This is a genomic window from Pseudomonas fragi, from assembly GCF_002269505.1.
Classification (GTDB): domain Bacteria; phylum Pseudomonadota; class Gammaproteobacteria; order Pseudomonadales; family Pseudomonadaceae; genus Aquipseudomonas; species Aquipseudomonas fragi_D.
The window spans coordinates 1-24,079 of the sequence record NZ_NQKQ01000007.1 but is presented as its reverse complement, the minus strand read 5'-3'; the positions used below and the strand labels follow the sequence as shown (position 1 = coordinate 24,079).

Below are 24,079 nucleotides of genomic sequence, written 5' to 3'. Positions count from 1 at the left end.
CTGCCATGGAGCCAACCAACCCGCTGCTGCGAACTACCCTCCTGCCCCTTTACAGCGAGGTACGTCTTGAACACCTCAAACCGGCAATTGAGCACATTGTTGCCGACAACCTGCAGTCAATCAGCCGTATCGTCGCGACCCAGTCCCTGCAACCTACATGGTTGGGGCTGGTGTTGCCGATGGACACCCTGACGGCTCGGCTGGATGACACCATTGCCGTCATCACGATATTGGGCCAGGTGCCCAGAGAAGAGTCATGGGAAACCGTCATCGGCCAATGCTTCTTGGCCGCCTACAACTACAAGGCGCAAGTCTTGCAAAATCGCGAGCTTTATCTGGCCTGCAAAGCCTTGGCAGAAAGCCCTGGAGCTGCGCAGTTTGATCGCTCACAACAGGCGCTATTGGGCAAGATCTTGCTCGACTACCGATTGGCCGGCAGTGAGCTATCGGCCGCTGGCAGAGGCGAACTAATCGAGCTCAACCGAGAGATATCCCGGCAGGAATGGGTTTTTTACGAAAACGCACGACAATCCAGAAAGTCCTGGAGAAAGCTGGTTACCGATGAGTCATTACTTGCAGGGCTAGATGGCGAACTTATAGAGCAACTGGCCGCTATCGCCAGGGCCGACGCGCTGCAGGGCTGGCTTATTACCCTCCAGGAGCGCGTTACCTACACCGCGATCATGCGCTCATGCGAAAGCAGAGCGCTGCGCGAAGAGTTGTTCACGGTCTACAACACGAGGGCCTCCGAACGGGGCCCCGCAGGCGGGCAATATGACAATGCCCCGGTGCTCAATGATCTGCTCAGGCTGCGCCAGCAGAAGGCGCGCTTGCTGGGGTATGACAACCATGCCGAGCTGAGTCTGCAGGGTAAAACGGCAACCTCGGGCGATATGGTGCTGAGCTTTCTGCGCACTCGAATTGCACGCAAATCGGCATTGTTTTCGGCTAAAACCGCTGAACTTCAGGTCTTGGCGGGCGTCATGCAGTACGACGGCCTCAAGCCATGGGACCTGTTGTTTCTGGCGCAAAAACGCGCTCGGCAACTAAGTCCGTTGGCGGGCGATCAATTGAAATCATATTTTGCGTTCACACGTGTTTTTGAAGGCATCGTGTTGCTCGTTAAGCGGCTGTTCGCGGTCGATCTGGTCGAGCAGGCATCTTTCGATACTTGGCACCCGGACGTTCGCCTGTTTGAAGTGGTCGAGTCAGGTGTGCGGGTGGGGCATCTTTATCTCGACCCTTATCTGCGTGAATCCAAGCTGAATACGTGCTGGATGCAGTCAGCACGTAACCGCCGGATCAATCAGCAAGGGGCTCTGATAACGCCGGTGTCCATTCTCTATGGCAACTTCTCACCCGAGCTCCCTGGGTCCCCATCGCTGCTGACGCCGCAGCAATTGACCATGCTGTTCCATGAACTGGGTTGTTGCATGAAGCAACTGCTGACCCGCAGCCCCTACGGCGCTTTTTCCCGTGTGGACGTACTGAATGCTGAAACGTCCAAGTTATCAGGCAAATGCGCTGAAAAGTGGTGCTGGTCACGGGACGGTCTGCGCTGGTTAGCCAGGCATGCCCAGCATGACAGTGAACTCACCTATGAGCAGATAGATCAAGTACTTGAAGCCCGCAATGCCGAGCGCTGGCTTGAAACTGCCCGCGAGCTTGGGCTCGCGCTGTTTGATTTTGAACTGCACCGCACCTGGGGTGATGGCCGCAGCGTGGAAGAGGTTTGGCGCAGTGCGCACAACCAGGTCCAGCCGTTGCCGTGGACGCAGCACGATCGATCGGCCAACACTTTCGACGCGATGGTGTCGGGTCATGATGGCGCTTATTACGTCAATGAGTGGGCCGATGAGATAGCGGAGCAGGTTTTTGCAAGGTTTGAACAACAAGGAGTGTTTGACCCGCAAACGGGCATGGCCTACCGCGAAGCGTTTCATGCACCGGGTATTGAGCGCCCGCTGCATGAGTCTTTCGAGGTGTTTATGGGGCAACCGCCTACGGGGTTATGACTTGTCTCAGGATTTAAACCAGTTCTTCACAGTGCACGAAGCAAACGGGCTGGTACTGCATGCGCCACTGCTCAAGGCTGCACGCAACTGTGGGATATCCGCTTTCATCATGTAGCTCTCGCCATCCTTGTGGTGCGAGTTTTCGCCAAAGCCGCCCTGGGTCATTTCTTTCAGGGCGTCTTCCTTGCTCCAGTCCTGCACGACCACGCGGTACATCGCCGCCATCAGCCCGGTACGGTCCGAGCCGTGCTTGCAATGCATCAACACCGGGCCTTGGGCTTGAGCGGTCTGAATGGCGCGCAAGGCGGCCAATACATCGGCGTCATCCACATGGTTGGTGCGATAAGGCAGCTGAATTTGTGCGACACCCGGTGTAGTGAGCCAGGAGCTGTCGGCATCAGGCAAAAAGTTGATGACGGTAGCGATTTGCAGCTTTTGCAGCAACGGCTGCGCAGCGCTGTCAGGCAGTGCGCTGCGGTACAGGGTTGGGGACATTTGATACAGGTTGTACTGCGTGGCAATGGGCTGTGCCCACTGTGCAGGCCGGGCCTGGGCAGTTTCGTCAGCTTGGGCCTGGGGCAATGCAAACGCTGCCAGCAAGGTCAGGCACAGAGCAGGAAAAAACCGGGCTTTGGGCATATCAGTTCGACCATTAAAAAAGAATTCGGAAGTTGAAACGCAAGATTGAGGGATGGCTGATCAAAACTGTGTCAGGCATTTGTCAAAAAAACGTGATGACGCGCCCAGTAATGGCCTGGTGCTATCAGTGCGGCAAATTTACGCATGAAACGATTCATCTGCGCGCCCGGCCTGTTAGTATTTGTAACCAAACTTTGCATGCGTGTTGTTTCCAAGGTCAATTTCGACCCGTATCGCTGCCAAAACGAAAAGCTGCCCATGAGCGGCTGTAATCCGTGAATGCCTGATGAGGTGCCCCGCATGTCTGAGCAAGACAACCCCCGGCGTGAGTTTTTGCGCAAAACCCTGACCCTGATTCCAGTGGTCACCGTTGCGAGCACGGGCCTGGGTGGTTCCGTCCTGATGGCTACGCCAGACGCTCAAGCCGCACCGGTCGCTGCCCCACCCGTTGCCGCATCAGGCCCGGCCTATGAGCCAACCTACTTCACCGCTGAAGAATGGGCGTTTGTAAACGCGGCTGTCGCGCGCCTGATCCCGGCTGACGAGCAAGGCCCCGGCGCGCTCGAAGCTGGCGTTCCGGAATATATCGACCGTCAGATGAACACGCCTTACGCCAGCGGCGCGCTGTGGTTCATGCAGGGGCCGTTCAATGCCGACGCTGCGCCGGAAATGGGCTGGCAGAGCAAACTGGTGCCAAAACAGATCTATCGCCTGGGTATTGCTGCCACGGAGGAGCTCTGCAAAAAAGCCTATAACTCAACATTTGCTGGGCTAGACAGCGCTACCCGAGACGAAGTGCTCAAACAACTGGAAGCCGGCACGCCTAAATTCGATAGCGTCCCGGCCAAGATGTTTTTCAGCTTTTTGCTGCAAAACACCAAGGAAGGCTTCTTTTGTGACCCTATTCACGGTGGCAACAAAGGCATGATCGGCTGGACCATGATCGGCTTCCCCGGCGCGCGCGCTGATTTTATGGACTGGGTAGAACGCAACGAGCAATACCCCTTCCCGGCAGTTTCCATTCGCGGCGAGAGGGCTTGAGCATGTCGACCGTTATGAAAAAAGTTGATGCAGTAATCGTTGGTTTCGGTTGGACCGGCGCGATCATGGCCAAAGAGCTGACCGAAGCCGGTCTGAATGTTGTGGCCCTGGAACGCGGTCCGATGCAGGACACCTACCCGGACGGCAACTATCCACAGGTCATCGACGAACTCACCTACAGCGTGCGCAAAAAGCTGTTCCAGGACGTCTCCAAAGAAACCGTCACCATCCGCCATAGCGTCAATGACGTGGCCCTGCCTAACCGCCAGTTGGGTGCTTTCCTGCCGGGTAACGGTGTGGGCGGTGCAGGCTTGCACTGGTCGGGGGTGCACTTTCGGGTCGACCCGATCGAACTGCGCATGCGCAGCCATTACGAAGAGCGTTACGGCAAAAACTTTATCCCCAAAGACATGACCATCCAGGACTTCGGCGTCAGCTACGAAGAGCTGGAGCCTTTCTTCGACTATGCCGAAAAGGTTTTTGGTACGTCGGGTCAGGCCTGGACCGTCAATGGCCAACGGGTCGGTGAAGGCAAGGGCGGCAACCCTTATGCGCCGGACCGTTCGGACCACTTCCCATTGGTGTCGCAGAAGAACACCTACTCCGCACAGCTGTTTCAGAAAGCGGCCAATGAGGTTGGCTACAAGCCTTATAACCTGCCGTCGGCAAACACCTCCGGGCCATACACCAACCCCTATGGCGCGCAGATGGGGCCGTGCAACTTCTGCGGTTTTTGCAGCGGTTATGTCTGCTACATGTATTCCAAGGCATCGCCCAACGTAAACATTCTTCCTGCCCTCAAGCCGTTGCCGAACTTCGAGCTGCGCCCGAATGCCCATGTGATCCGGGTCAACCTGGACAGCACCAAAACCAAAGCCACCGGTGTGACCTATATCGATGCCCTGGGCCGGGAAATCGAGCAGCAGGCCGATCTGGTGATCCTGGGCGCGTTCCAGTTCCACAATGTGCGTCTGATGTTGTTGTCGGGCATTGGCAAGCCGTATGACCCGAAAACGGGTGAAGGCGTAGTGGGCAAAAACTTCGCTTACCAGAACATGGGCACCATCAAGGCCTACTTCGACAAAGACGTGCACACCAATAACTTTATCGGTGCAGGCGGCAATGGCGTGGCCATTGATGATTTCAATGCCGACAACTTCGACCACGGGCCGCACGGTTTTGTCGGCGGCTCGCCGATGTGGGTCAACCAGGCCGGTAGCCGGCCGATTGCAGGCACGTCCAACCCGCCGGGTACGCCGGCCTGGGGCAGCGCGTGGAAGCGTGCAACTGCCGATTACTACACCCACCAAGTGTCGATGGACGCCCACGGTGCGCATCAGTCCTACCGTGGCAACTACCTTGATCTGGACCCGGTGTATCGCGATGCCTACGGCCAACCGCTGCTGCGCATGACGTTCGACTGGCAAGAAAACGACATCAAGATGAACCGCTTCATGATGGAAAAAATGGGCAAGATCGCCGAAGCGATGAACCCCAAGGCCATTGCGCGTATCGGCAAACAAGTGGGTGACCACTTCAATACGTCGTCGTACCAGACCACCCACCTTAACGGTGGAGCGATCATGGGGACCAACCCGAAAACCAGTGCACTGAACCGTTACCTGCAAAGCTGGGACGTTCACAACGTGTTTGTGCCGGGTGCATCGGCTTTCCCACAAGGTTTGGGCTACAACCCTACCGGGCTTGTGGCTGCACTGACCTATTGGTCGGCGCGGGCGATTCGCGAGCAGTACCTGAAAAACCCCGGTCCACTGGTTCAGGCATAAGGAGCGATGACCATGAAAGCATTTGTTATCGCCTCCCTGGCGCTGCTGGCAAGCTTCTCGGCGGTGGCCGCCGACAGTGACTCGCAAGCCCTGATCAAACAAGGTGAGTACCTGGCTCGCGCCGGTGATTGCGTGGCGTGCCACACCGCCAAGGGCGGCAAGCCGTTCGCCGGTGGCCTGGCGATGGAGACGCCGATCGGTACGATCTACTCGACCAACATCACGCCGGACAAAAACGGCATTGGCACTTACAGCTTTGAAGACTTCGACAAAGCCGTGCGCCACGGTGTTGCGCAGAACGGCAGCACCTTGTATCCGGCCATGCCGTATCCGTCCTATGCGCGGGTAAACGAGGCCGATATGCGGGCCTTGTATGCCTACTTCATGAAGGGCGTAAAACCCGTTGAACAAGCGAATCAGGACGCCGACATCCCGTGGCCCCTGAGCATGCGCTGGCCGCTGGCGATCTGGCGCTGGCTATTTGCCCCGGCGGTTGAAGACTTCAAACCTACTGCCGGGCAGGACGCGGTCGTCAACCGTGGTGCGTATCTGGTGGAAGGCTTGGGCCATTGCGGCGCATGCCATACACCACGCGCCCTGACCATGCAGGAGAAGGCCCTGAGTGCCAGTGATAGCCCTGCGTTCCTGTCAGGCAGCGCACCGCTGGAAGGCTGGATCGCGAAGAACCTGCGCGGTGATCACAAGGATGGTCTGGGCAGCTGGAGCGAAGACCAACTGGTGCAGTTCCTCAAGACCGGGCGCAGTGATCGCAGTGCAGTATTTGGCGGCATGAGCGATGTGATCGTACATAGCATGCAGTACATGTCCGACGCGGATCTGACGGCTATTGCCCGTTACCTGAAGTCGTTGCCGGCGGTGAATCCGGCGGACAAGCCCCATCAGTACGATCCGGCTGTAGCGGATGCCCTGTGGAACGGCGACGACAGCAAGCGTGGAGCTGCGGTCTATATCGATAACTGTGCAGCCTGCCACCGTACCGACGGCCACGGCTATACCCGGGTGTTCCCTGCCCTGGCGGGTAACCCGGTATTGCAGTCGGATGATCCGACGTCGTTGATTCATATCGTGCTAAAAGGTGGGACGTTGCCTGCGACGCATACGGCGCCGTCGACTTTCACCATGCCCGCTTTCGACTGGCGTCTGTCGGATCAGGAAGTGGCCGATGTGGTCAATTTCATCCGTACTAGCTGGGGCAACAAGGCGGCTGAGGTGAAGGCCGGGGATGTGAAGGTGTTGCGCACGCCCTGAAGCCCCTCACCCCAGCCCTCTCCCGAGGGAGAGGGAGCCGATCTTCAGTGTGACGCACATCTGCTTTTGCTTTTGGTCCCCTCTCCCTCCGGGAGAGGGTTAGGGTGAGGGCGTTTTTGAATTTTCGCCGAACCATTTCTGCGACAACGCCTCCAGCCGGCCATCTGCCTTGATCCTTTGCAACGCCTTGTCCAGGCTGGCCTGGAACGCCGGGTTGCCTTTCTGGAAGGGAATCGCCAAGGCAACCTCCTCATCCGCTACCGGTGGTTTTTGTGCCACGGTGACCAAGGACGGGCGTTCGACAAACTGATTGCTCTGAACTACGTCTGAAAGCTGACTCTGCAGCGTTGCAAGGGTGTTGGGCGGGCTCGGCTTGTCTTGTCGGGCTATCGCCTGGGCCTGGGTATGGCGGTAAGGTTCGCTGAAATCGAACCGATTCTGAAGTTCGGGGGTCAAAGCGATGTGGTTGATGGCGACATCGTATTTTCCGCTCTCAACTCCTGACAGCAGGTCAGCGTTATCGGTGACAAGAATGGAGGAATGCACTTCCAGCTCCTGAGCCAGCAACTCGCCCAGTTCAACGTCAAAGCCTGTCAGACGCCCGTCCTGTTTGAAGCTGAACGGTGCCATGTCAGCTTCAAGGGCTATGCGCAGTTCGCCACGGTCGTTGATGTCGTCGATCAGTTCGGCTTGAGCAAAAGGGCTCGCCAGTGGCAGTAATAGCATCAGGCCCGGCAATAAACGCATGGTCACTCCTTTGGTTGGGATGCAAGCGAATCGCATTTAACGTTCGCTTTGCTTTATGTTGGTCACTTGCGGCGTTGGACAACGGTTTGGCTCAAAGTTGTCTGATACTGAAGAATTTTGCACAAAACCGGAGAAAAAAATGAAAGCTCTACTGTCTCGTGTTGCGTTGGCTTCTGTATTGATGGGCGCTTCGGTCATGGCCACAGCGGCTGGCCTGGAATCGGAGCCGGCACCAAAAGGTGCCAAAGTGTTCATCGTTGAACCTAAAGACGGTGCCACGGTTGATCAAACCTTCACCGTTAAATTCGGTATCGAAGGCATGCCGCTGGCGCCAATCACCGAGGCTACGCCGCACGCGGGCCATCACCACCTGCTGATCGATGTCGACCAGTTGCCTGCCGAGAACGCACCGATCCCGGCCGATGCCAACCATATCCACTTCGGCAAGGCCCAGACCGAAACCCAGGTCACCCTGCCACCAGGCAAGCACACCTTGCAACTGGTTCTGGGCAACCAGGTGCACGTGCCGTTCAAGCCAAGCATCGTGTCGAAGAAAATCACGGTTGATGTGAAATAAGCTTTTTCGACGCATAAAAAAGGGAGACCCGAGGGTCTCCCTTTTTAGTGAAGCGCTTTTAGAACAACACGCGGCAACGAATGGTGCCGTTGATGGTCTGCAGCTTCTCTTGCGCCAGGTCCGAGGACTCGGCGTCGACGTCGATCACTACATAGCCAACTTTCTCGTTGGTTTGCAGGAACTGGCCGGAGATGTTGATCCCGTTTTCGGCGAAGATCTTGTTGATTTCGCTCATCACGCCCGGAATGTTCTGGTGGATGTGCAGCAGACGGTGCTTGCCAGGGTGGGCCGGCAGGGCCACTTCCGGGAAGTTCACGGACGATACCGAGGTACCGTTGTCGCTGTACTTGACCAGTTTTTCTGCCACTTCCAGACCGATGTTGGCTTGCGCTTCAGCGGTGGAACCGCCGATGTGCGGGGTCAGGATCACGTTGTCCAGGCCACGCAGCGGGCTTTCGAACACGTCGTCGTTGGAGCGCGGCTCAACCGGGAACACGTCGATAGCGGCGCCGATCAGGTGCTTGTCCTTGATCGCGTCAGCCAGGGCGTCCAGTTCAACCACGGTGCCACGCGCAGCGTTGATCAGAATGCCGCCCTTTTTGATTGCGCGGATTTCTTTCTCGCCGATCATCCACTGGGTGGCTGCGGTTTCCGGTACGTGCAAGGTGACGATGTCGGACATGCCCAACAGCTCGTGCAGATTGCCAACCTGAGTCGCGTTGCCCAATGGCAGCTTGGTCACGGTGTCATAGAAGAACACCTGCATGCCCAGGCCTTCAGCCAGAACCGACAGTTGGGTACCGATCGAGCCGTAACCCACGATACCCAGCTTCTTGCCGCGGATTTCGAAGGAGTTGGCCGCGCTCTTGATCCAGCCGCCACGGTGGCAGGAAGCGTTTTTCTCAGGGATGCCACGCAACAACAGGATCGCTTCAGCCAGCACCAACTCGGCCACCGAACGGGTGTTGGAGTAAGGGGCGTTGAAAACAGCGATACCGCGTTCGCGAGCAGCGTTGAGGTCGACCTGGTTGGTGCCGATGCAGAAACAACCAACAGCGACCAGTTTCTTGGCGCAATCGAACACTTCTTCGGTCAGCTGGGTACGAGAACGGATGCCGATAAAGTGGGCATCAGCGATCTTTTCCTTCAGCTGGGCTTCAGGCAAGGAACTGGTGATGTACTCAATGCTGGTGTACCCGGCGGATTTGAGCACATCAACAGCGGATTGGTGGACGCCTTCCAAAAGAAGGAACTTGATCTTGCTCTTATCGAGAGAAGTCTTGCTCATCTGCGTAAACCTGTGTCCCAGAGAAAAAATGGCAGGGAATGGACAGCGCGAGCTGACCTGGCCGGCGTGAAGACCGGCACCGAGAATCGTCCTGTGGCTCGATTCTGCGGGGGGGTCGTATGCTAGCATAAGCGCCCCGCTAAACACCCATTCCTGCGACGTGAAGCGTTCTCAGGATGACCATGAATTGTTCGAGAGTTCTGTTGATGACCCATCCTGCCTTGATTGATGAGCTGAAGACCCTGGTAGAGCCTGGCAAGGTTTTGACCGACGCCGACTCCCTTAATGCTTACGGCAAGGATTGGACCAAGCATTTCGCCCCGGCCCCGCTGGCCATTGTGTTCCCCAAGACCACCGAGCAAGTGCAGGCCATCGTGCTGTGGGCCAACGCCCATAACGTGGCGCTGGTGCCGTCGGGTGGCCGTACCGGTTTGTCCGCTGCAGCCGTGGCTGCCAATGGCGAAGTGGTGGTGTCGTTTGATTACATGAACCAGGTGCTGGACATCAACCTGACCGACCGCACCGTGGTCTGCCAGCCGGGTGTAGTGACTGAACATCTGCAGAACCTGGCCGAAGAAAACGGCCTGTACTATCCGGTGGACTTCGCTTCGGCAGGTTCCAGCCAGATTGGCGGCAATATCGGCACCAATGCCGGCGGGATCAAGGTGATTCGCTACGGCATGACCCGCAACTGGGTGGCCGGCATGAAAGTGGTCACCGGTAAGGGCGACGTGCTGGAGCTGAACAAGGACCTGATCAAAAACGCCACCGGCTACGACATGCGTCAGCTGTTTATCGGCGCTGAAGGCACCCTGGGATTTGTGGTGGAAGCCACCATGCGCCTGGACCGCGCGCCGAAAAATCTGACGGCGATGGTGCTGGGCACGGCTGATTTCGATTCCATCATGCCGGTACTGCATGCCTTCCAGAACAAGCTCGATCTGACGGCTTTCGAGTTCTTCTCCGACAAGGCGCTGGCCAAGGTTATGGATCGTGGCGACGTGCCTTCGCCGTTTGAAACCGACTGCCCGTTCTACGCGCTGCTGGAGTTCGAAGCGACCACTGAAGAGGTAGCTAACGCCGCCCTGGAAACCTTCGAGCACTGCATGGAAGAAGGCTGGGTGCTTGATGGCGTGATGAGCCAGAGCGAAACCCAGCTGCAGAACCTGTGGAAACTGCGTGAGTACATCTCCGAGACCATTTCCCACTGGACACCGTACAAAAACGACATTTCGGTCACTGTGTCGAAAGTCCCGGCATTTTTGAAAGAAATTGACGCGATCGTCGGCGAACACTACCCGGACTTCGAAATTGTCTGGTTCGGTCACATTGGCGACGGCAACCTGCACTTGAACATCCTCAAGCCGGAAAACCTGAGCAAGGACGAGTTCTTCGCCAAGTGCGCGACGGTGAATAAGTGGGTATTTGAGACCGTTGAGAAGTACAACGGCTCGATCTCTGCCGAGCATGGCGTGGGCATGACCAAGCGTGACTACCTGACCTACAGCCGCTCGCCGGTTGAGATCGAATACATGAAAGCGCTCAAGGCCGTGTTCGACCCTAAAGGCATCATGAACCCCGGCAAGATTTTTGCGGTTTAAACCATAGCGTGTAGTCGCTGCCGCAGGCTGCGAAAGGATTCGCAGGGGCTTCAAGAAACGGATTGCTCCGCAATCCTTCGCAGCCTGCGGCAGCGACTACACACAATCAGCATTCATCAGCGGAGTCGGTCAATGAGCTATCAGCACCAGTATGTCGACGGTACCCGGATTCACTTTCCTATCGGTAAAGTGGTGTGCATCGGCCGTAACTATGCCGAACACGCCAAGGAACTGGACAACCCGATACCGACCGAGCCCCTGCTTTTCATCAAGCCGGGCAGTTGTGTCGTGCCTCTGGAAGGCGGCTTTGCGATCCCCACCGAACGCGGTTCGGTGCACTACGAAGCCGAAATTTCGGTGTTGATCGGCAAGCCCCTGTCGAACAAGCCGAGCGCCGAAGAAGTGCTGGACGCCATCTCCGGTTTTGCCCCCGGCCTGGACCTGACCCTGCGTGACAAGCAGGCCGAGCTCAAGGGCAAGGGGCTGCCGTGGGAAATCGCCAAATCGTTCGACGGCGCTTGCGTGCTGGCGCCGTTCGTACAGAGCAGCACCTTTCCCGATCTGGCCGATATCGGCATTCGCCTGACCATCAATGGCGAAGTGCGTCAGGACGGCAACAGTGCTCTGATGCTCAACCCGATCGTGCCGATGATCCAGCACATGGCTGCGTGTTTCTCGCTGCAGGCCGGTGACGTGATCATGACCGGCACTCCGGTGGGCGTTGGTCCGCTGAATGTAGGGGATGAACTGGTGCTGGAGCTGACGGGCGTCAGCCGCTTCGAGAGCAACGTTCGTTAACCAGGGCCTGACTGAAGCAGCCTGTGGCAACAGCCACAGGCTTTTGCATTACACCGCCATCGGTGCGGTCATTGGCGCGTGGTGCTGATAGCCTTCGAGGCTGAAGTCACCTGGTTCGATCAGGCCCAGCCACTCCGGCTGGTATACGCCGGTCTTGGCGAATTCCGGTACGCGGTCCGAAATCACCAGTTTGGGCATCGGGAACGGCTCGCGGGTCAGCTGTTCGTTGAGCATGTCCAGGTGGTTTTCATACACGTGGGCATCGCCGATGAAGTAGGTGAACCAGCGCGGCGTGTAGCCGGTGAGGCGGCCGATCAGGCTCAGCAGCGCAGCGCCTTCGGTCAGGTTGAACGGCGTGCCCAGGCCCAGGTCATTGGAGCGGATGTAGAGGGTCAGGGAAATTTCCTTGGTCTCGACATTCGGGTGGAACTGGTACAGCAGGTGGCACGGCGGCAAGGCCATTTCGTCGAGCTGGGCGCAGTTCCAGCCGTGGAACAGGATGCGGCGGCTGCCCGGGTCATTGATGATGGTGTCGACGCACTGGCGGACCTGGTCGATGGCCTTGTACAGCACCACATAGGCCTGGCCGTCTTCTTCGCCTTCGGCAATCTGACGATAGCCCTGGCTCAGGCATAGCTCGATGGCGGCCACATTGCTGCGATCAACTTGCTTGTAGGCCGGCCATTTACGCCATTGCACACCGTAGATTTCGCCAAGGTCGTCTTCGCCCTGACGGAACGGGTTGGCCAGCCACTGGGCGTTTTCGTTGGCGTTCTGGTCCCACACCTTGCAACCCAATGCACGGAAGTCCGCGGCACTGTTGACCGGGCGCAAGAAGCCGCACATCTCGCCAATGGCCGATTTGAACGCCATGCGCCGGGTGGTGATGGCCGGGAAGCCTTCCTTGAGGTCGTAGCGCAGCATGGCGCCGGGCAGACTGATGGTCTTCACACCGGTGCGGTTGGCTTGCAGGGTGCCGTTTTTAATGACGTTGGCAACGAGGTCGAGATATTGCTTCATGGTTTTCCTACCGTTTGAATGCGGGGCTCTATAAGCCCCGCCATCCGAATGTATTACGCAGCTTTTTGAGCCGCTGGATCGCGGTGGTAAGCCCACCAGATCAGGAACAGGCCGCCCGCGATCATCGGGATGCAGAGAATTTGCCCCATCGTCACCCAGCCGAACGCGAGATAACCCAACTGGGCATCCGGCACACGGACGAATTCGACGATAAAGCGGAAGATGCCGTAGAACAGGGCGAACATCCCGGAAACCGCCATGGTTGGACGGGGTTTGCGCGAGTACAGCCAAAGAATCAGGAAGAGTGCCACACCTTCGAGGGCGAACTGGTAAAGCTGCGACGGATGACGCGCCAGTTGTTGTGGGTCAGTCGGGAAAATCATCGCCCATGGCACATCGCTGGCCTTACCCCACAGTTCGGCGTTGATAAAGTTGCCGATGCGCCCCGCACCCAGGCCGATCGGCACTACAGGGGCGATAAAGTCCATGATCTGGAAGAACGACTTGCCGTTGCGTTTGCCAAAGCCCCATACCGCCAGCATCACGCCGATCAGGCCGCCGTGGAATGCCATGCCGCCTTTCCACACTTCAAAAATCAGCAGCGGGTTGGCGATGTAGGCGCTCAGGTCGTAAAACAGCACGTAACCCAAACGGCCGCCGACAATCACGCCCATGGCCACCCAGAACACCAGATCGGACAGTTTTTCTTTGGTCCAGGTCGGGTCGAAGCGGTTAAGGCGTCGCGACAGGATCAGCCAGGCAGCGCCAATGCCGATCAGGTACATCAAGCCGTACCAATGGATTTTCAGCGGGCCGATGGCCAATGCCACCGGGTCAATCTGCGGGTAAGGCAGCATTGCGACTCCTTGTTAGATCAGGAAACTCAAACCGACACAGAACAGCAGTGCGGCAAACAGCCGTTTCAGCAGGCGTGGCGAGAGCTTATGGGCCAGTCGCGCACCAAAACGGGCGAAAAACATGCTGGTCAGGGCAATCCCGAGCAGCGCAGGCAGGTAGACAAACCCGAGACTATGCGCGGGCAGGTCAGGGTTATGCCAGCCAATGATCATGAAACTTAATGCACCTGCCAGTGCAATCGGCAACCCGCAGGCCGATGACGTGGCCACGGCCTGCTGCATCGGCACACTGCGCCAGCTCAGGAACGGTACGGTCAGCGAGCCGCCGCCGATGCCGAAAATTGCCGAGGCCCAACCAATCACCGTGCCAGCCAGGGTTAGCCCGACCTTGCCAGGTACCGTGCCAGTAGCCTTGGGCTGCAAGCCCAGAGCCATCTGAATGGCGATCACCACGGCGAACACACCGATGATTTTCTGCAAGTGGGGGCCGGCAATGGCTTCTGCAGTCACCGCACCGATGCCTGCGCCGATCAGGATACCCAGCGTCATCCAGATCACCAGCGGCCAGCGTACGGCACCTTTGCGGTGGTGTTCGCGGATCGAGTTGATCGAGGTAAAGATGATCGTGGCCAATGATGTGCCGACGGCCAGGTGGGTCAGCACCTCGCTGTCAAAACCCTGCAAGGTGAAGCTGAACACCAGCACCGGCACGATGATAAGCCCACCGCCGACCCCGAACAGCCCGGCCAGCACGCCCGCAAAACCTCCCAGCACCAGATAGAGCAGAAATTCCATGACGCCCCCCCAAATTTGTCCCGCATGGTAACGGAGCAAGGGCTTTGGCTCCACTGCGCTGCACGGTATGGCGCGAGCCGCCTGAGCAATCTATAAGTAGTGTGGTTAAAAAAACATTAAGGACTGCCCATGTGTCTGATTGTCTTCGCCTGGCGCCCCGGCCATGCACAGCCTTTGGTCGTTGCGGCCAACCGCGATGAATTCTACGCCCGCCCTGCCAAACCCCTGGCGCAGTGGGCCAATGCGCCACAGGTGTATGCCGGGCGCGACCTTGAAGCGGGAGGAACCTGGCTGGGCATTGGTGCCGATGGCCGCTTTGCGGCCCTGACCAATATCCGTGAGCCGCACAAGCCGCCTTCACGGCGCTCGCGGGGCGAACTGGTGGCGGACTTTCTCACTGGCAACCAGTCAATTGCCGAATATTTCACCGAGGTTGGCCGACGTTCTGTCGACTATGCCGGTTTTAATTTGCTGTTGGGCAGCGCAGACCAGCTCTGGCATTTCAATTCCAGAGACCTGGCGCCGCAACCGCTGAGTGCGGGGATTTATGGTTTGTCCAACGGCGGGCTGGATACGCCGTGGCCCAAACTGCTCAAAGCCAAGGCCGCGCTGGCCGAGGTGCTGGACAACCCGCAGCCACAAGCGCTGCTGGCGTTGCTCAAGGACCCTCAGACGGCCCCGTTCAGCGAACTGCCGGATACCGGCGTGGGGCTGGCCACGGAGAGTTTGCTGTCGAGTGTGTTTATCACCAGCCCCAGCTACGGCACTCGTGCCAGTACCGCGCTGATTGTGAATGCGGACGGGTCAAGGTTGATGGTGGAGCACAGCTTCGGGCCGCTGGGCGGGCGGTTGGGGGAAGTGAGACTGGCGGTGTGACGCTAACCCTAACCCTAACCCTAACCCTAACCCTCTACCTCCTGGAGAGGGTTAGGGTTAGGGCGCTTTTCAATATGGCTTGATCGCCGCCGGGTTCATCATGCGGGTCAGGCCCATGTTCTTCAGCGCCAACTGAATGGTGCTGCGAATCACCTGAGGGTTGTCGATGGTCATGACTTCGGCAAGCAGTTCCTTGGCGCGGCTCAGGCTGACCTGACGCAGCATCCATTTCACTTTCGGCAAGTTGGTGGCGTTCATCGACAAGCTGTCAAAGCCCATCGCCATCAACAAGATCGCCGCTGCCGGGTCACCGGCCATTTCACCGCAGATGCTCGCCGGCTTGCCTTCGGCATGGGCATCACGCACCACCGACTGCAGGGCTTGAAGCACAGCTGGGTGCAGATAGTCATACAAATCCGCCACACGCGGGTTGTTGCGGTCTACAGCCAGCAGATACTGGGTCAAGTCGTTGGAACCCACCGACAGAAAGTCGACCTGACGCGCCAGCTCCTTGGTCTGATAGACCGCAGCCGGGATTTCGATCATCACGCCAATGGGCGGCATGGGCACGTCGGTGCCTTCGTCACGCACTTCACCCCAGGCACGGTGTAGCAGGTGCAGGGCTTCTTCGAGTTCGTGGGTGCCGGAGATCATCGGCAGCAAAATACGCAGGTTGTTCAGGCCTTCGCTGGCCTTGAGCATGGCCCGGGCCTGCACCAGAAAGATTTCCGGGTGATCGAGGGTGACGCGAATCCCGCGCCAGCCCAGAAACGGGTTGTCTTCCTTGATCGGGAAGTACGACAGTGACTTGTCGCCGCCGATGTCCAGGCTGCGCATGGTCACCGGTTGCGGATGGAAGGCGGAAAGTTGCTCGCGATAAATCGCCAGCTGCTCCTTTTCACTCGGGAAGCGCTGGTTGATCATGAACGGCACTTCGGTGCGGTACAAACCTACGCCTTCAGCGCCACGCTGTTGTGCCCGCGCCACATCGGCCAGCAGGCCGGTGTTGACCCACAGCGGCATGCGATGCCCGTCCGGGGTGATGCACGGCAGCTCGCGCAGGGCATCAAGTCCCTGGGACAGCTGACGTTCTTCTTCGACCACTTCAGCGTACTGCTTGCGCAGCACTTCGCTGGGGTTGGTGTAGACCTCGCCGTGGTAGCCGTCGACGATCATCTGGATGCCGTCGACCTTGGAGTACGGCAGGTCAACCACACCCATCACGGTTGGAATGCCCATGGCCCGCGCCAGAATGGCGACGTGGGAGTTACCCGAACCCAGTACCGACACCAGACCCGCCAGCTTGCCCTCGGGCACTTCGCCGAGCATGGTGGCCGTCAGCTCTTCGCTGACCAGGATGGTGTTGTCGGGGTAGACCATGCTTTGCTGGCGATCATGTTGCAAATAGGCCAGCAGGCGACGGCCAAGGTCACGCACATCTGACGCCCGCTCACGCAGGTAGTCGTCGTCCATCAGTTCGAATCGGTTGACGTGATCGGTCACGACCTGGCGCAGCGCGCCCTGGGCCCATTGACCTGTCTTGATGACATTTTTGACTTCGCTGCCCAGCGACGCATCGTCGAGCATCATCAGGTACACGTCGAACAGCGCCTGCTCTTCGGGGCGCAGTTGGGTGGCGAGCTTCTTGGACACCGCGCGCATGTCGTTGCGCACGCCTTCAAGGGCGGTCTTGAACAACGCAATTTCAGCGGGGATATCGGTGATGGCCTTGTCGGGCACCACATCCAGATCCGCGGGTGGCAGCATCACCACGGCGGTACCCACGGCAGCCCCCGGCGACCCCGGAACGCCGACGAACTTGGCTTCCTGGATGCCCTTCCCCTGACGGCCCAGGCCACGAATCGAGCCCGTGGCTTCGGCGTGGGCAATAACCCCGGCCAGCTGGGCGCTCATGGTCACCAGGAAGGCCTCTTCGCCCTCGTCGAACTGACGGCGCTCCTTCTGCTGGATGACCAGAACCCCGACCACGCGCCGGTGGTGGATGATCGGCGCACCCAGGAAGGAGGCATAGCGCTCCTCACCGGTTTCGGCAAAGTAGCGATAGCGCGGGTGATCGGCGGCGTTTTCGAGGTTCAGAGGCTCTTCACGGGTGCCCACAAGACCGACAAGGCCTTCGTTAGGCGCCATGCTGACTTTGCCGATCGAGCGCTTGTTCAAGCCCTCGGTGGCCATCAGGACAAAGCGGTTTGTCTCTGGATCAAGCAAATAGACCGAGCAGACCTGGCTGCTCATGGCCTCTTTGACGCGCAACACAATAATCCCCAACGCCGCCTTGAGATCCTTGGCGGAGTTAACTTCCTGGACGATCTTGCGCAGCGTATTGAGCATGGCTCGGGGTCGAACTCCGTGTCAGGCGCGCGTTAAAAGGCGCGGGGCAAGCTCTTTGAGAGCGCGACGGTAGACCTCGCGCTTGAATGTCACCACCTGGCCCAACGGGTACCAATAACTGACCCAGCGCCAGCCATCGAACTCCGGTTTACCGGTCAAATCCATCCGCACCCGCTGCTCGTTAGAGACCAGGCGCAGCAAAAACCACTTTTGCTTCTGGCCGATGCACAGCGGTTGGCTGTGGGTACGAACCAGGCGTTGCGGCAAACGATAACGCAACCAGCCTCGCGTGCAGGCGAGTATTTCTACATCTTCGCGTTCAAGGCCAACTTCTTCGTTCAGCTCACGGTACAAGGCGTCTTCCGGGGTCTCATCAGGGTTGATACCTCCCTGTGGAAACTGCCAGGCGTCTTGATTGATACGGCGAGCCCAAAGTACCTGACCAGCGTCATTTGTCAGAATAATCCCGACATTAGGGCGGAAACCATCGGGGTCGATCACGGCAACAACCTCGCAAACGCATGTCGCCGCATTGTTCCACAAAGGTTGTGAAAGCAGCAACGCGCCTTCCTGCCTTATGTGCACTCTTATTAAAAGACCGTATTCTTGTGGCCTTTTCTCAGACAACTCAACGGGTAACCTCAATGCGTCTGGCTTTATTCGACTTGGACAACACCCTTCTGGGCGGTGACAGCGATCACGCCTGGGGCGACTACCTGTGCCAACGCGGCATTCTCGACGGCGACGCCTACAAGGCGCGCAACGACGCGTTCTACCAGGACTACCTGGCCGGCAAGCTGGATAACGCTGCCTACCTTAATTTCAGCATGGAAATCTTTGGCCGCCATGACATGGCGCAACTGGATCAATGGCACCGCGAATTCATGCGCGACTGCATTGACGGCCTGATGCTGCCCAAGGCCCAGGCCCTGCTGGCCAAGCACCGGGAAGCAGGCGACACCCTGGTGATCATTACTGCCACCAATCGCGTGGTCACCGCCCCCATTGCCGAAAAACTTGGCGTGGAACATTTGATTGCCACCGAATGCGAAATCGTCGATGGCCGCTACACCGGTCGCAGCACCGACGTACCCTGCTTCCGTGAAGGCAAGGTGACACGTCTGAACCGCTGGATCGAAGAAAACGGCTATAGCCTGGAAGATAGCTATTTCTACAGCGACTCGATGAACGACTTGCCGCTGCTGGAGCAGGTTGACCATCCTGTGGCGGTAGACCCGGATCCGAACTTGCGGGCGGAGGCCATCAAGCGTGGCTGGGAAGTCATCTCGCTGCGCGACTAGCTAACAGCAAAAGCCCCTCACCCTAGCCCTCTCCCGGAGGGAGAGGGAACTATAAGCAAAAGCAGATTATCGCAGCGCCACAGATCAAGCCCCCTCTCCCTCTGGGAGAGGGCTGGGGTGAGGGCGCGCCTTAAACCGGCTTGGCGCCCATCAACCCTGCGATGGCGATAAAGCAGACTGCGCAAAAAATCGCCAGCACCAGGGTAAACCACGGGTACCTGGCCATTCGCCCCAACCGCAGACGGTTAAGGCGCACCACCAGCCACAACCAGCTCAAGCTGCCGAGCAGGTACAAACAACTACCCGCCAGCAACCACATCTGGCTCAGCGGCCAACCGGCCAGATGCACCAGAAACCAGCCACTGACCGGCAGCGCCAGCAAACACAGGCCCATCAACGCCCAGACAAAGCTCCAGGGTCGCTGCACCACCCCGCCCGACAGGTTCTTGTCCCCTGCCCGCCAGCGCCGGATCACCAGCACCAGCAAAGCCACGGCGCTGACAAACAGCAGCAATGTTGATACGCCATGGAGCAGTTTTAACGCTGTGAACGTTTCCATTTTATTAGTCCCTTGAGCCGTTCAATCAGCGTAGCGGCTATCAGCCAAGAAACAGCTGGTAGGCCGGGTTATCGCTCTCATCCCAGTACGGGTAGCCAATTTCCGCCAGTGCCGCTGGCACCAGGTGGCGCTCGTCCGCCGGTACTTGCAGCCCGGCCATGACCCGGCCATCCGCCGCGCCGTGGTTGCGGTAGTGGAACATCGAGATATTCCAGCGCCCGCCCAGCTTGTTGAGGAAGTTGAACAGCGCACCCGGCCGTTCCGGGAACTCGAAACGAAACAGCAACTCATCGCTGACCTTGGCCGCATGCCCGCCGACCATATGTCGGATATGCAGCTTGGCCAGTTCGTTCTCGGTCAGGTCGACCACCGGGAAGCCCTGTTCTGTCAGGCTGGCCAACAGTGCGCTGCGCGGATCGTTCTCGGGGTGAGTCTGCACACCGACGAAAATGTGCGCTTCGCTGCCGGTGTGGTAGCGATAGTTGAATTCAGTGATCTGACGTTTGCCCACTGCCTGGCAAAACGCCTTGAAGCTGCCCGGCACTTCCGGGATGGTCACAGCGATAATCGCTTCGCGGCCCTCGCCCAGCTCGGCGCGCTCGGCTACATGGCGCAAGCGGTCGAAGTTGACGTTGGCACCGGAGTCGATTGCCACCAGGGTCTGGCCGCGCACACCGCGCTGCTCGACATACTTCTTGATCCCGGCCACGCCCAACGCGCCGGCAGGTTCGGTGATCGAGCGGGTATCGTCGAAGATATCCTTGATTGCGGCACAGATCTCGTCAGTGCTGACGGTGATGACTTCATCCACATAGTCTTTGCAGATATCGAACGTGTGCTGACCAATCTGGGCCACGGCCACACCGTCGGCGAAAATCCCCACGGTTGGCAGCACCACGCGCTCACCAGCGGCCATCGCGGCTTGCAGGCAGTTGGAGTCATCGGGCTCGACGCCAATGATCTTGATGTCCGGGCGCAAGTACTTCACATACGCCGCAATACCGGCAATCAGCCCGCCACCGCCGACCGGCACGAAAATCGCGTCCAGCGGCGCCGGGTGCTGGCGCAGAATTTCCATTGCCACGGTGCCCTGCCCGGCAATGGTATGCGGGTCATCGTAGGGGTGAACGTAGACGTAGCCTTCTTTCTCGACCAGCTGCAGCGAGTAGGCCAGCGCCTCGGGGAAAGTGTCGCCGTGCAGCACCACAATGCCGCCACGGGAACGCACGCCTTCAACCTTGATCTCGGGGGTGGTCTTGGGCATCACGATGGTCGCTTTGACCCCGAGCACCTTGGCCGCCAGGGCCAGGCCCTGGGCGTGGTTGCCCGCAGACGCCGTGACCACACCGCATGCGCGCTCGGCGTCGGTCAGATGCATGAGCTTGTTGTAAGCACCGCGAATCTTGAACGAGTACACCGGCTGCAAATCTTCGCGCTTGAGCAAAATCTGGTTGCCCAGCCGCTGGGTAAGCTGGTTGGCAGCTTGCAGGGGGGTTTCTACGGCAACGTCATAAACGCGCGAGGTGAGGATCTTCTTAACGTACTGTTCGAGCATCGGAAAGCTTCACTGGCGGGTTGGCAGGGACCAAGGAGTCTACCCCAGCGTTTGCGCATGCGACCATACGAATCCAAAGGTTTTAAAGGCTTGAGTTATACTCAGCGCCTTTCTGTTTCCCCTTCCCGCCCCGGAGCCCCCATGACCCAGGATCAACTCAAACAGGCCGTAGCCCAGGCTGCTGTCGACTTCATCCTTCCAAAACTGGATGACAAGAGCATCGTCGGGGTCGGTACCGGCTCTACGGCCAACTGCTTTATCGACGCCCTGGCCCAGCACAAGGGTGCGTTCGACGGCGCCGTGGCCAGCTCCGAAGCCACCGCCGCGCGCCTTAAGGGCCATGGTATTCCGGTATATGAACTGAACACGGTCAGCGACCTGGAGTTCTACGTTGATGGCGCCGATGAAAGCGACGAAAACCTCAACTTGATCAAAGGCGGTGGCGCAGCCCTGACCCGCGAAAAGATCGTCGCGGCCGTGGCCAAGACCTTTATCTGCATCGCCGACGCCAGCAAGCTGGTACCGGTGCTGGGCGCATTCCCGCTGCCAGTCGAAGTGATCCCGATGGCCCGCAGCCATGTGGCCCGCGAGCTGGTAAAACTGGGCGGTGACCCGGTTTACCGCGAAGGTGTGATCACGGATAACGGCAATATCATCATCGACGTGTTCAACATGCAGATCACCAACCCGGTTGAGCTTGAGCGTCAGATCAACGCCATTGTCGGTGTTGTAACCAACGGCCTGTTCGCTGCCCGCCCGGCCGACCTGCTGTTGCTGGGCACGCCTGAAGGCGTGAAAACCCTGAGCAAGTAACTGCAAAACCTGTAGTCGCTGCCGAAGGCTGCGAAGGGTTGCGTAGCAACCCGTTCATCTGGAAGCGCTGCGGTTCCCGATCGCAACCTTCAGCTGCGACTACATGCCATATACCTACGGTTTTTTGAACACGTAAAACAGATTCGGCTCGCTCACCACATAGACAGTCCCTTCATCGTCCATCGCGACACCTTCTGCCTGCGGCACTGAGCGGTTCAGACCGTGCTTGCCCTTCTTCAGCGACAGTGTGCTGATCGGTTGCCCGTCCAGCCCCAGTTCAAGCAGCAATTTCGATTCGTCTGAAAGTGCCAGCAAATGCCCGGTGCGCTCGTCAAACTGCAAACTCGACAAGTCCCGCACAAACAACCGCGCATCACGTCGCGGGTTGCTCACCACATGGGTGGCATAGGGTTTTTGGGGGTTGCTCTGAGGGAAGCCGCGCACCTCGTAAATCAGCATCGGATCGCGCTCTTTGGCCACAAACAGACGCTTGCCCGTCGAGTCATAAGCCAGGCCTTCAAAGCCCTTGTTGCCCGACGGATTGATCCCCAGCGTCAACTGCTCCGCATCGCGGGCATCCAGGACGTGAGTATCGTCATCGATCTTGACCTTGATCAGCCGCTGTTGACGTTCGTCGGTTATGACGTAGGTGTTCTCGCCAATAAACTCAACCGCCTCGGCATCCCCAAACCCGACCAGGGGAATGCGTCGCAAGATCCGGCCGTCCAGGGAAAGCTCGACCAGCTCGGACTTTTTATTGGTCACGGTAAACAGACTTTTGCGCACCGGATCAAATGTCAGGGCCGACACATCGTCTTCAAGCCCGTCAATCACCTGCCCTTGCACTACGGCGCGATACTCGCCCAGGTTGATTGCGTTGGGGTCGACCGGTTGCCACAGCTGGCTTGCCTGAAACCAGGCGCGTTCAAACAGGCGAAAATGTTGCGCGGCAAAGCTGGCGGCCAGCAAGGCCGCCAGCGCTATACAGAGAGTCAGAACGGTAGAGCGGTTGACACGGCGCATGGGGCGAACTCTAAACAGATCAGGCGAATGAAATACCACGGCTGTCTGAATTGAACCTTAAACCTCAATTGGCAACATGTCTTGCACAGACACAGGACTTACTTGACCGTCTTCTCGAAGCGATAAAACAGGTTCGGCTCGCTCACCATGTACAACGTGCCGTTTTCATCAATCGCAACACCTTCGGCCCGGGGAATGGTGTTCTTCAGGCCATTGAAGCCGCCGAGCAAGGTGATGAAGCTGACTTGCTCACCCAGCTCGTCCAGTTCCAGCAGCATATGCGAATCGGCCGACAGCACCAGCGTATGGCCCGTACGCGGATCAACGCTCAGGGCCGACAGGTTGCGCAGGTCCAGTTCATCGCTGGGCACTTTCTGCTTGCTGCCGGTAAGCACCTGGCTGCCGTCGCTTTTCCATACAAACAACTGCGGCGGACGCTCCTCACCCAGCAACAGCTGCTGGCGGCGCGGGTCCCAGGCAATGGCTTCGAAGGCCTTGTTCTGATTTTTCGAAGGGCCCAGGTCGTACTTGGGGAAATCGGCAATGTTCAGGGACTTGGTGTCCGGGTCGATCTTGATGATGCTCAGCATATGCTCACGCTCATCGACAATGGCCAGCAGGCCGTTCTCCATGACGGTCAGGCCTTCCGGGTTGCTCCAGCCCACCAGCGGAATTTTGCGCAGCACGTCGCCATCGAGCGTCAGCTCTACCAGAAACGGGTTTTTGCCCATCACCGAGAATAGCGTTTTGGTCAGCGGGCTATAGGCCAGGTCCGATGCTTCGTCCTTTTCCATCCCCGGCAACACCTTGGCATCAATTACCGCCCTGTAGTCAGGTAGCCATATGCTTTCATTCTGCTCCGACTGGCTCTCAAACCGCTCCAGTACCCACAACGCACCGCGGTCATCCCAATGCATGATCCATGCGAGCCCGTAGAGCAATGCCCCTACCAGTAAAACCCAGGAATACCAGCGCATGCTGAAACGTGAGGATCGGGGAACAGGCGGTATCAATTGTGGGTTTGTTGCCATTTGAGTGAGCTTCCGAAATGTTGGGCCAGATCTAAATATCACAAAGCGGGAAAACCGGCTGGGCGGTCTCAAGGAACAAGTGCAACACCTGATGTAAGGTGTTGCCATGTCTACCCAATACAAACACTTGAGTACCGA

General features: G+C 58.4%; 22 protein-coding genes. 10 read left to right on the top strand and 12 right to left on the bottom strand.

The window, feature by feature from the left end; translation table 11 throughout:
• Positions 1-5: 5 nt before the first annotated feature.
• Positions 6-2,015 carry a M3 family metallopeptidase gene (locus CJU81_RS08245; protein ID WP_095036212.1) on the top strand — a complete coding sequence of 670 codons (2,010 nt, stop codon included), beginning with the start codon at positions 6-8 and terminating at the stop codon, positions 2,013-2,015.
• A 6-nt stretch (positions 2,016-2,021) separates the two neighbouring features.
• Here the strand turns inward: CJU81_RS08245 and CJU81_RS08240 are convergent, their stop codons facing one another.
• Entirely contained in the window at positions 2,022-2,654 is a 633-nt protein-coding gene (locus tag CJU81_RS08240; RefSeq protein WP_095027712.1) for a dual specificity protein phosphatase family protein, read from the bottom strand.
• Positions 2,655-2,954: 300 nt separating this feature from the next.
• Between CJU81_RS08240 and CJU81_RS08235 the strand changes: the two genes are divergently transcribed.
• The 3 genes from CJU81_RS08235 to CJU81_RS08225 are packed head-to-tail and all read left to right on the top strand — an operon-like array spanning position 2,955 to position 6,751.
• Complete coding sequence (locus CJU81_RS08235; protein WP_094999975.1) at positions 2,955-3,695, top strand: gluconate 2-dehydrogenase subunit 3 family protein; 741 nt, start codon at positions 2,955-2,957, stop codon at positions 3,693-3,695.
• A gap of 2 nt (positions 3,696-3,697) precedes the next feature.
• Positions 3,698-5,482, top strand: coding sequence for a GMC family oxidoreductase (locus tag CJU81_RS08230; RefSeq protein ID WP_029611641.1), 1,785 nt, complete (start codon positions 3,698-3,700; stop codon positions 5,480-5,482).
• A 12-nt stretch (positions 5,483-5,494) separates the two neighbouring features.
• Positions 5,495-6,751: a cytochrome c gene (locus tag CJU81_RS08225; protein ID WP_095036211.1), complete on the top strand. Its 1,257-nt coding sequence runs from the start codon at positions 5,495-5,497 to the stop codon at positions 6,749-6,751.
• A 99-nt stretch (positions 6,752-6,850) separates the two neighbouring features.
• On the opposite strand, the gene CJU81_RS08220 is transcribed toward CJU81_RS08225, so the two are convergent.
• A complete protein-coding gene (locus CJU81_RS08220) occupies positions 6,851-7,498 on the bottom strand; it encodes a transporter substrate-binding domain-containing protein (protein WP_095036210.1) in 648 nt (215 codons plus the stop codon).
• 139 nt (positions 7,499-7,637) lie between these two features.
• Here CJU81_RS08220 and CJU81_RS08215 point away from each other — a divergent pair, with 139 nt between their 5' ends.
• On the top strand, positions 7,638-8,075 hold the full coding sequence (locus CJU81_RS08215) for a DUF4399 domain-containing protein (RefSeq protein ID WP_037032682.1): 438 nt from the start codon (positions 7,638-7,640) through the stop codon (positions 8,073-8,075).
• Positions 8,076-8,133: 58 nt separating this feature from the next.
• Here CJU81_RS08215 and serA read toward each other — a convergent pair whose 3' ends face one another.
• Positions 8,134-9,363 carry a phosphoglycerate dehydrogenase gene (gene serA, locus CJU81_RS08210; protein WP_095036209.1) on the bottom strand — a complete coding sequence of 410 codons (1,230 nt, stop codon included), beginning with the start codon at positions 9,361-9,363 and terminating at the stop codon, positions 8,134-8,136.
• A 206-nt stretch (positions 9,364-9,569) separates the two neighbouring features.
• Here serA and CJU81_RS08205 point away from each other — a divergent pair, with 206 nt between their 5' ends.
• Together CJU81_RS08205 and CJU81_RS08200 are read left to right on the top strand one after the other, a co-directional pair.
• Entirely contained in the window at positions 9,570-10,964 is a 1,395-nt protein-coding gene (locus CJU81_RS08205) for an FAD-binding oxidoreductase (RefSeq protein WP_016782783.1), read from the top strand.
• Between the two features lie 132 nt (positions 10,965-11,096).
• Positions 11,097-11,762, top strand: a complete 666-nt coding sequence (locus CJU81_RS08200; RefSeq protein WP_095036208.1) for a fumarylacetoacetate hydrolase family protein — start codon at positions 11,097-11,099, stop codon at positions 11,760-11,762.
• 48 nt (positions 11,763-11,810) lie between these two features.
• Here CJU81_RS08200 and CJU81_RS08195 read toward each other — a convergent pair whose 3' ends face one another.
• Genes CJU81_RS08195 through CJU81_RS08185 form a run of 3 tightly spaced genes read right to left on the bottom strand, consistent with a single transcriptional unit; the run spans position 11,811 to position 14,434 of the window.
• The gene (locus CJU81_RS08195; protein WP_095036207.1) at positions 11,811-12,782 is read right to left on the bottom strand and encodes a thymidylate synthase; all 972 of its coding nucleotides are present in this window, start codon (positions 12,780-12,782) and stop codon (positions 11,811-11,813) included.
• Between the two features lie 53 nt (positions 12,783-12,835).
• A complete protein-coding gene (lgt, locus tag CJU81_RS08190) occupies positions 12,836-13,639 on the bottom strand; it encodes a prolipoprotein diacylglyceryl transferase (RefSeq protein ID WP_094999647.1) in 804 nt (267 codons plus the stop codon).
• 12 nt (positions 13,640-13,651) lie between these two features.
• On the bottom strand, positions 13,652-14,434 hold the full coding sequence (locus CJU81_RS08185) for a sulfite exporter TauE/SafE family protein (protein ID WP_095036206.1): 783 nt from the start codon (positions 14,432-14,434) through the stop codon (positions 13,652-13,654).
• A 129-nt stretch (positions 14,435-14,563) separates the two neighbouring features.
• On the opposite strand from CJU81_RS08185, the gene CJU81_RS08180 reads away from it, so the two are divergent.
• On the top strand, positions 14,564-15,310 hold the full coding sequence (locus tag CJU81_RS08180; protein WP_095036205.1) for an NRDE family protein: 747 nt from the start codon (positions 14,564-14,566) through the stop codon (positions 15,308-15,310).
• A 69-nt stretch (positions 15,311-15,379) separates the two neighbouring features.
• On the opposite strand, the gene ptsP is transcribed toward CJU81_RS08180, so the two are convergent.
• Both ptsP and CJU81_RS08170 read right to left on the bottom strand, forming a co-directional pair.
• Positions 15,380-17,659, bottom strand: a complete 2,280-nt coding sequence (ptsP, locus tag CJU81_RS08175; protein ID WP_095036204.1) for a phosphoenolpyruvate--protein phosphotransferase — start codon at positions 17,657-17,659, stop codon at positions 15,380-15,382.
• Positions 17,660-17,680: 21 nt separating this feature from the next.
• Positions 17,681-18,160, bottom strand: a complete 480-nt coding sequence (locus CJU81_RS08170; protein WP_019828104.1) for an RNA pyrophosphohydrolase — start codon at positions 18,158-18,160, stop codon at positions 17,681-17,683.
• A 143-nt stretch (positions 18,161-18,303) separates the two neighbouring features.
• Here CJU81_RS08170 and CJU81_RS08165 point away from each other — a divergent pair, with 143 nt between their 5' ends.
• Positions 18,304-18,960: an HAD family hydrolase gene (locus CJU81_RS08165; protein ID WP_095036203.1), complete on the top strand. Its 657-nt coding sequence runs from the start codon at positions 18,304-18,306 to the stop codon at positions 18,958-18,960.
• 130 nt (positions 18,961-19,090) lie between these two features.
• Here the strand turns inward: CJU81_RS08165 and CJU81_RS08160 are convergent, their stop codons facing one another.
• Complete coding sequence (locus CJU81_RS08160; protein ID WP_095036202.1) at positions 19,091-19,519, bottom strand: DUF2269 family protein; 429 nt, start codon at positions 19,517-19,519, stop codon at positions 19,091-19,093.
• 40 nt (positions 19,520-19,559) lie between these two features.
• Positions 19,560-21,074, bottom strand: coding sequence for a threonine ammonia-lyase, biosynthetic (ilvA, locus tag CJU81_RS08155; RefSeq protein ID WP_095027702.1), 1,515 nt, complete (start codon positions 21,072-21,074; stop codon positions 19,560-19,562).
• A 141-nt stretch (positions 21,075-21,215) separates the two neighbouring features.
• On the opposite strand from ilvA, the gene rpiA reads away from it, so the two are divergent.
• Positions 21,216-21,887 carry a ribose-5-phosphate isomerase RpiA gene (gene rpiA, locus CJU81_RS08150; protein WP_048363965.1) on the top strand — a complete coding sequence of 224 codons (672 nt, stop codon included), beginning with the start codon at positions 21,216-21,218 and terminating at the stop codon, positions 21,885-21,887.
• Positions 21,888-22,001: 114 nt separating this feature from the next.
• Here the strand turns inward: rpiA and CJU81_RS08145 are convergent, their stop codons facing one another.
• Both CJU81_RS08145 and CJU81_RS08140 read right to left on the bottom strand, forming a co-directional pair.
• Positions 22,002-22,910, bottom strand: coding sequence for an SdiA-regulated domain-containing protein (locus CJU81_RS08145; protein WP_095036201.1), 909 nt, complete (start codon positions 22,908-22,910; stop codon positions 22,002-22,004).
• 98 nt (positions 22,911-23,008) lie between these two features.
• On the bottom strand, positions 23,009-23,941 hold the full coding sequence (locus CJU81_RS08140) for an SdiA-regulated domain-containing protein (RefSeq protein WP_095036200.1): 933 nt from the start codon (positions 23,939-23,941) through the stop codon (positions 23,009-23,011).
• Between the last annotated feature and the right edge of the window lie 138 nt (positions 23,942-24,079).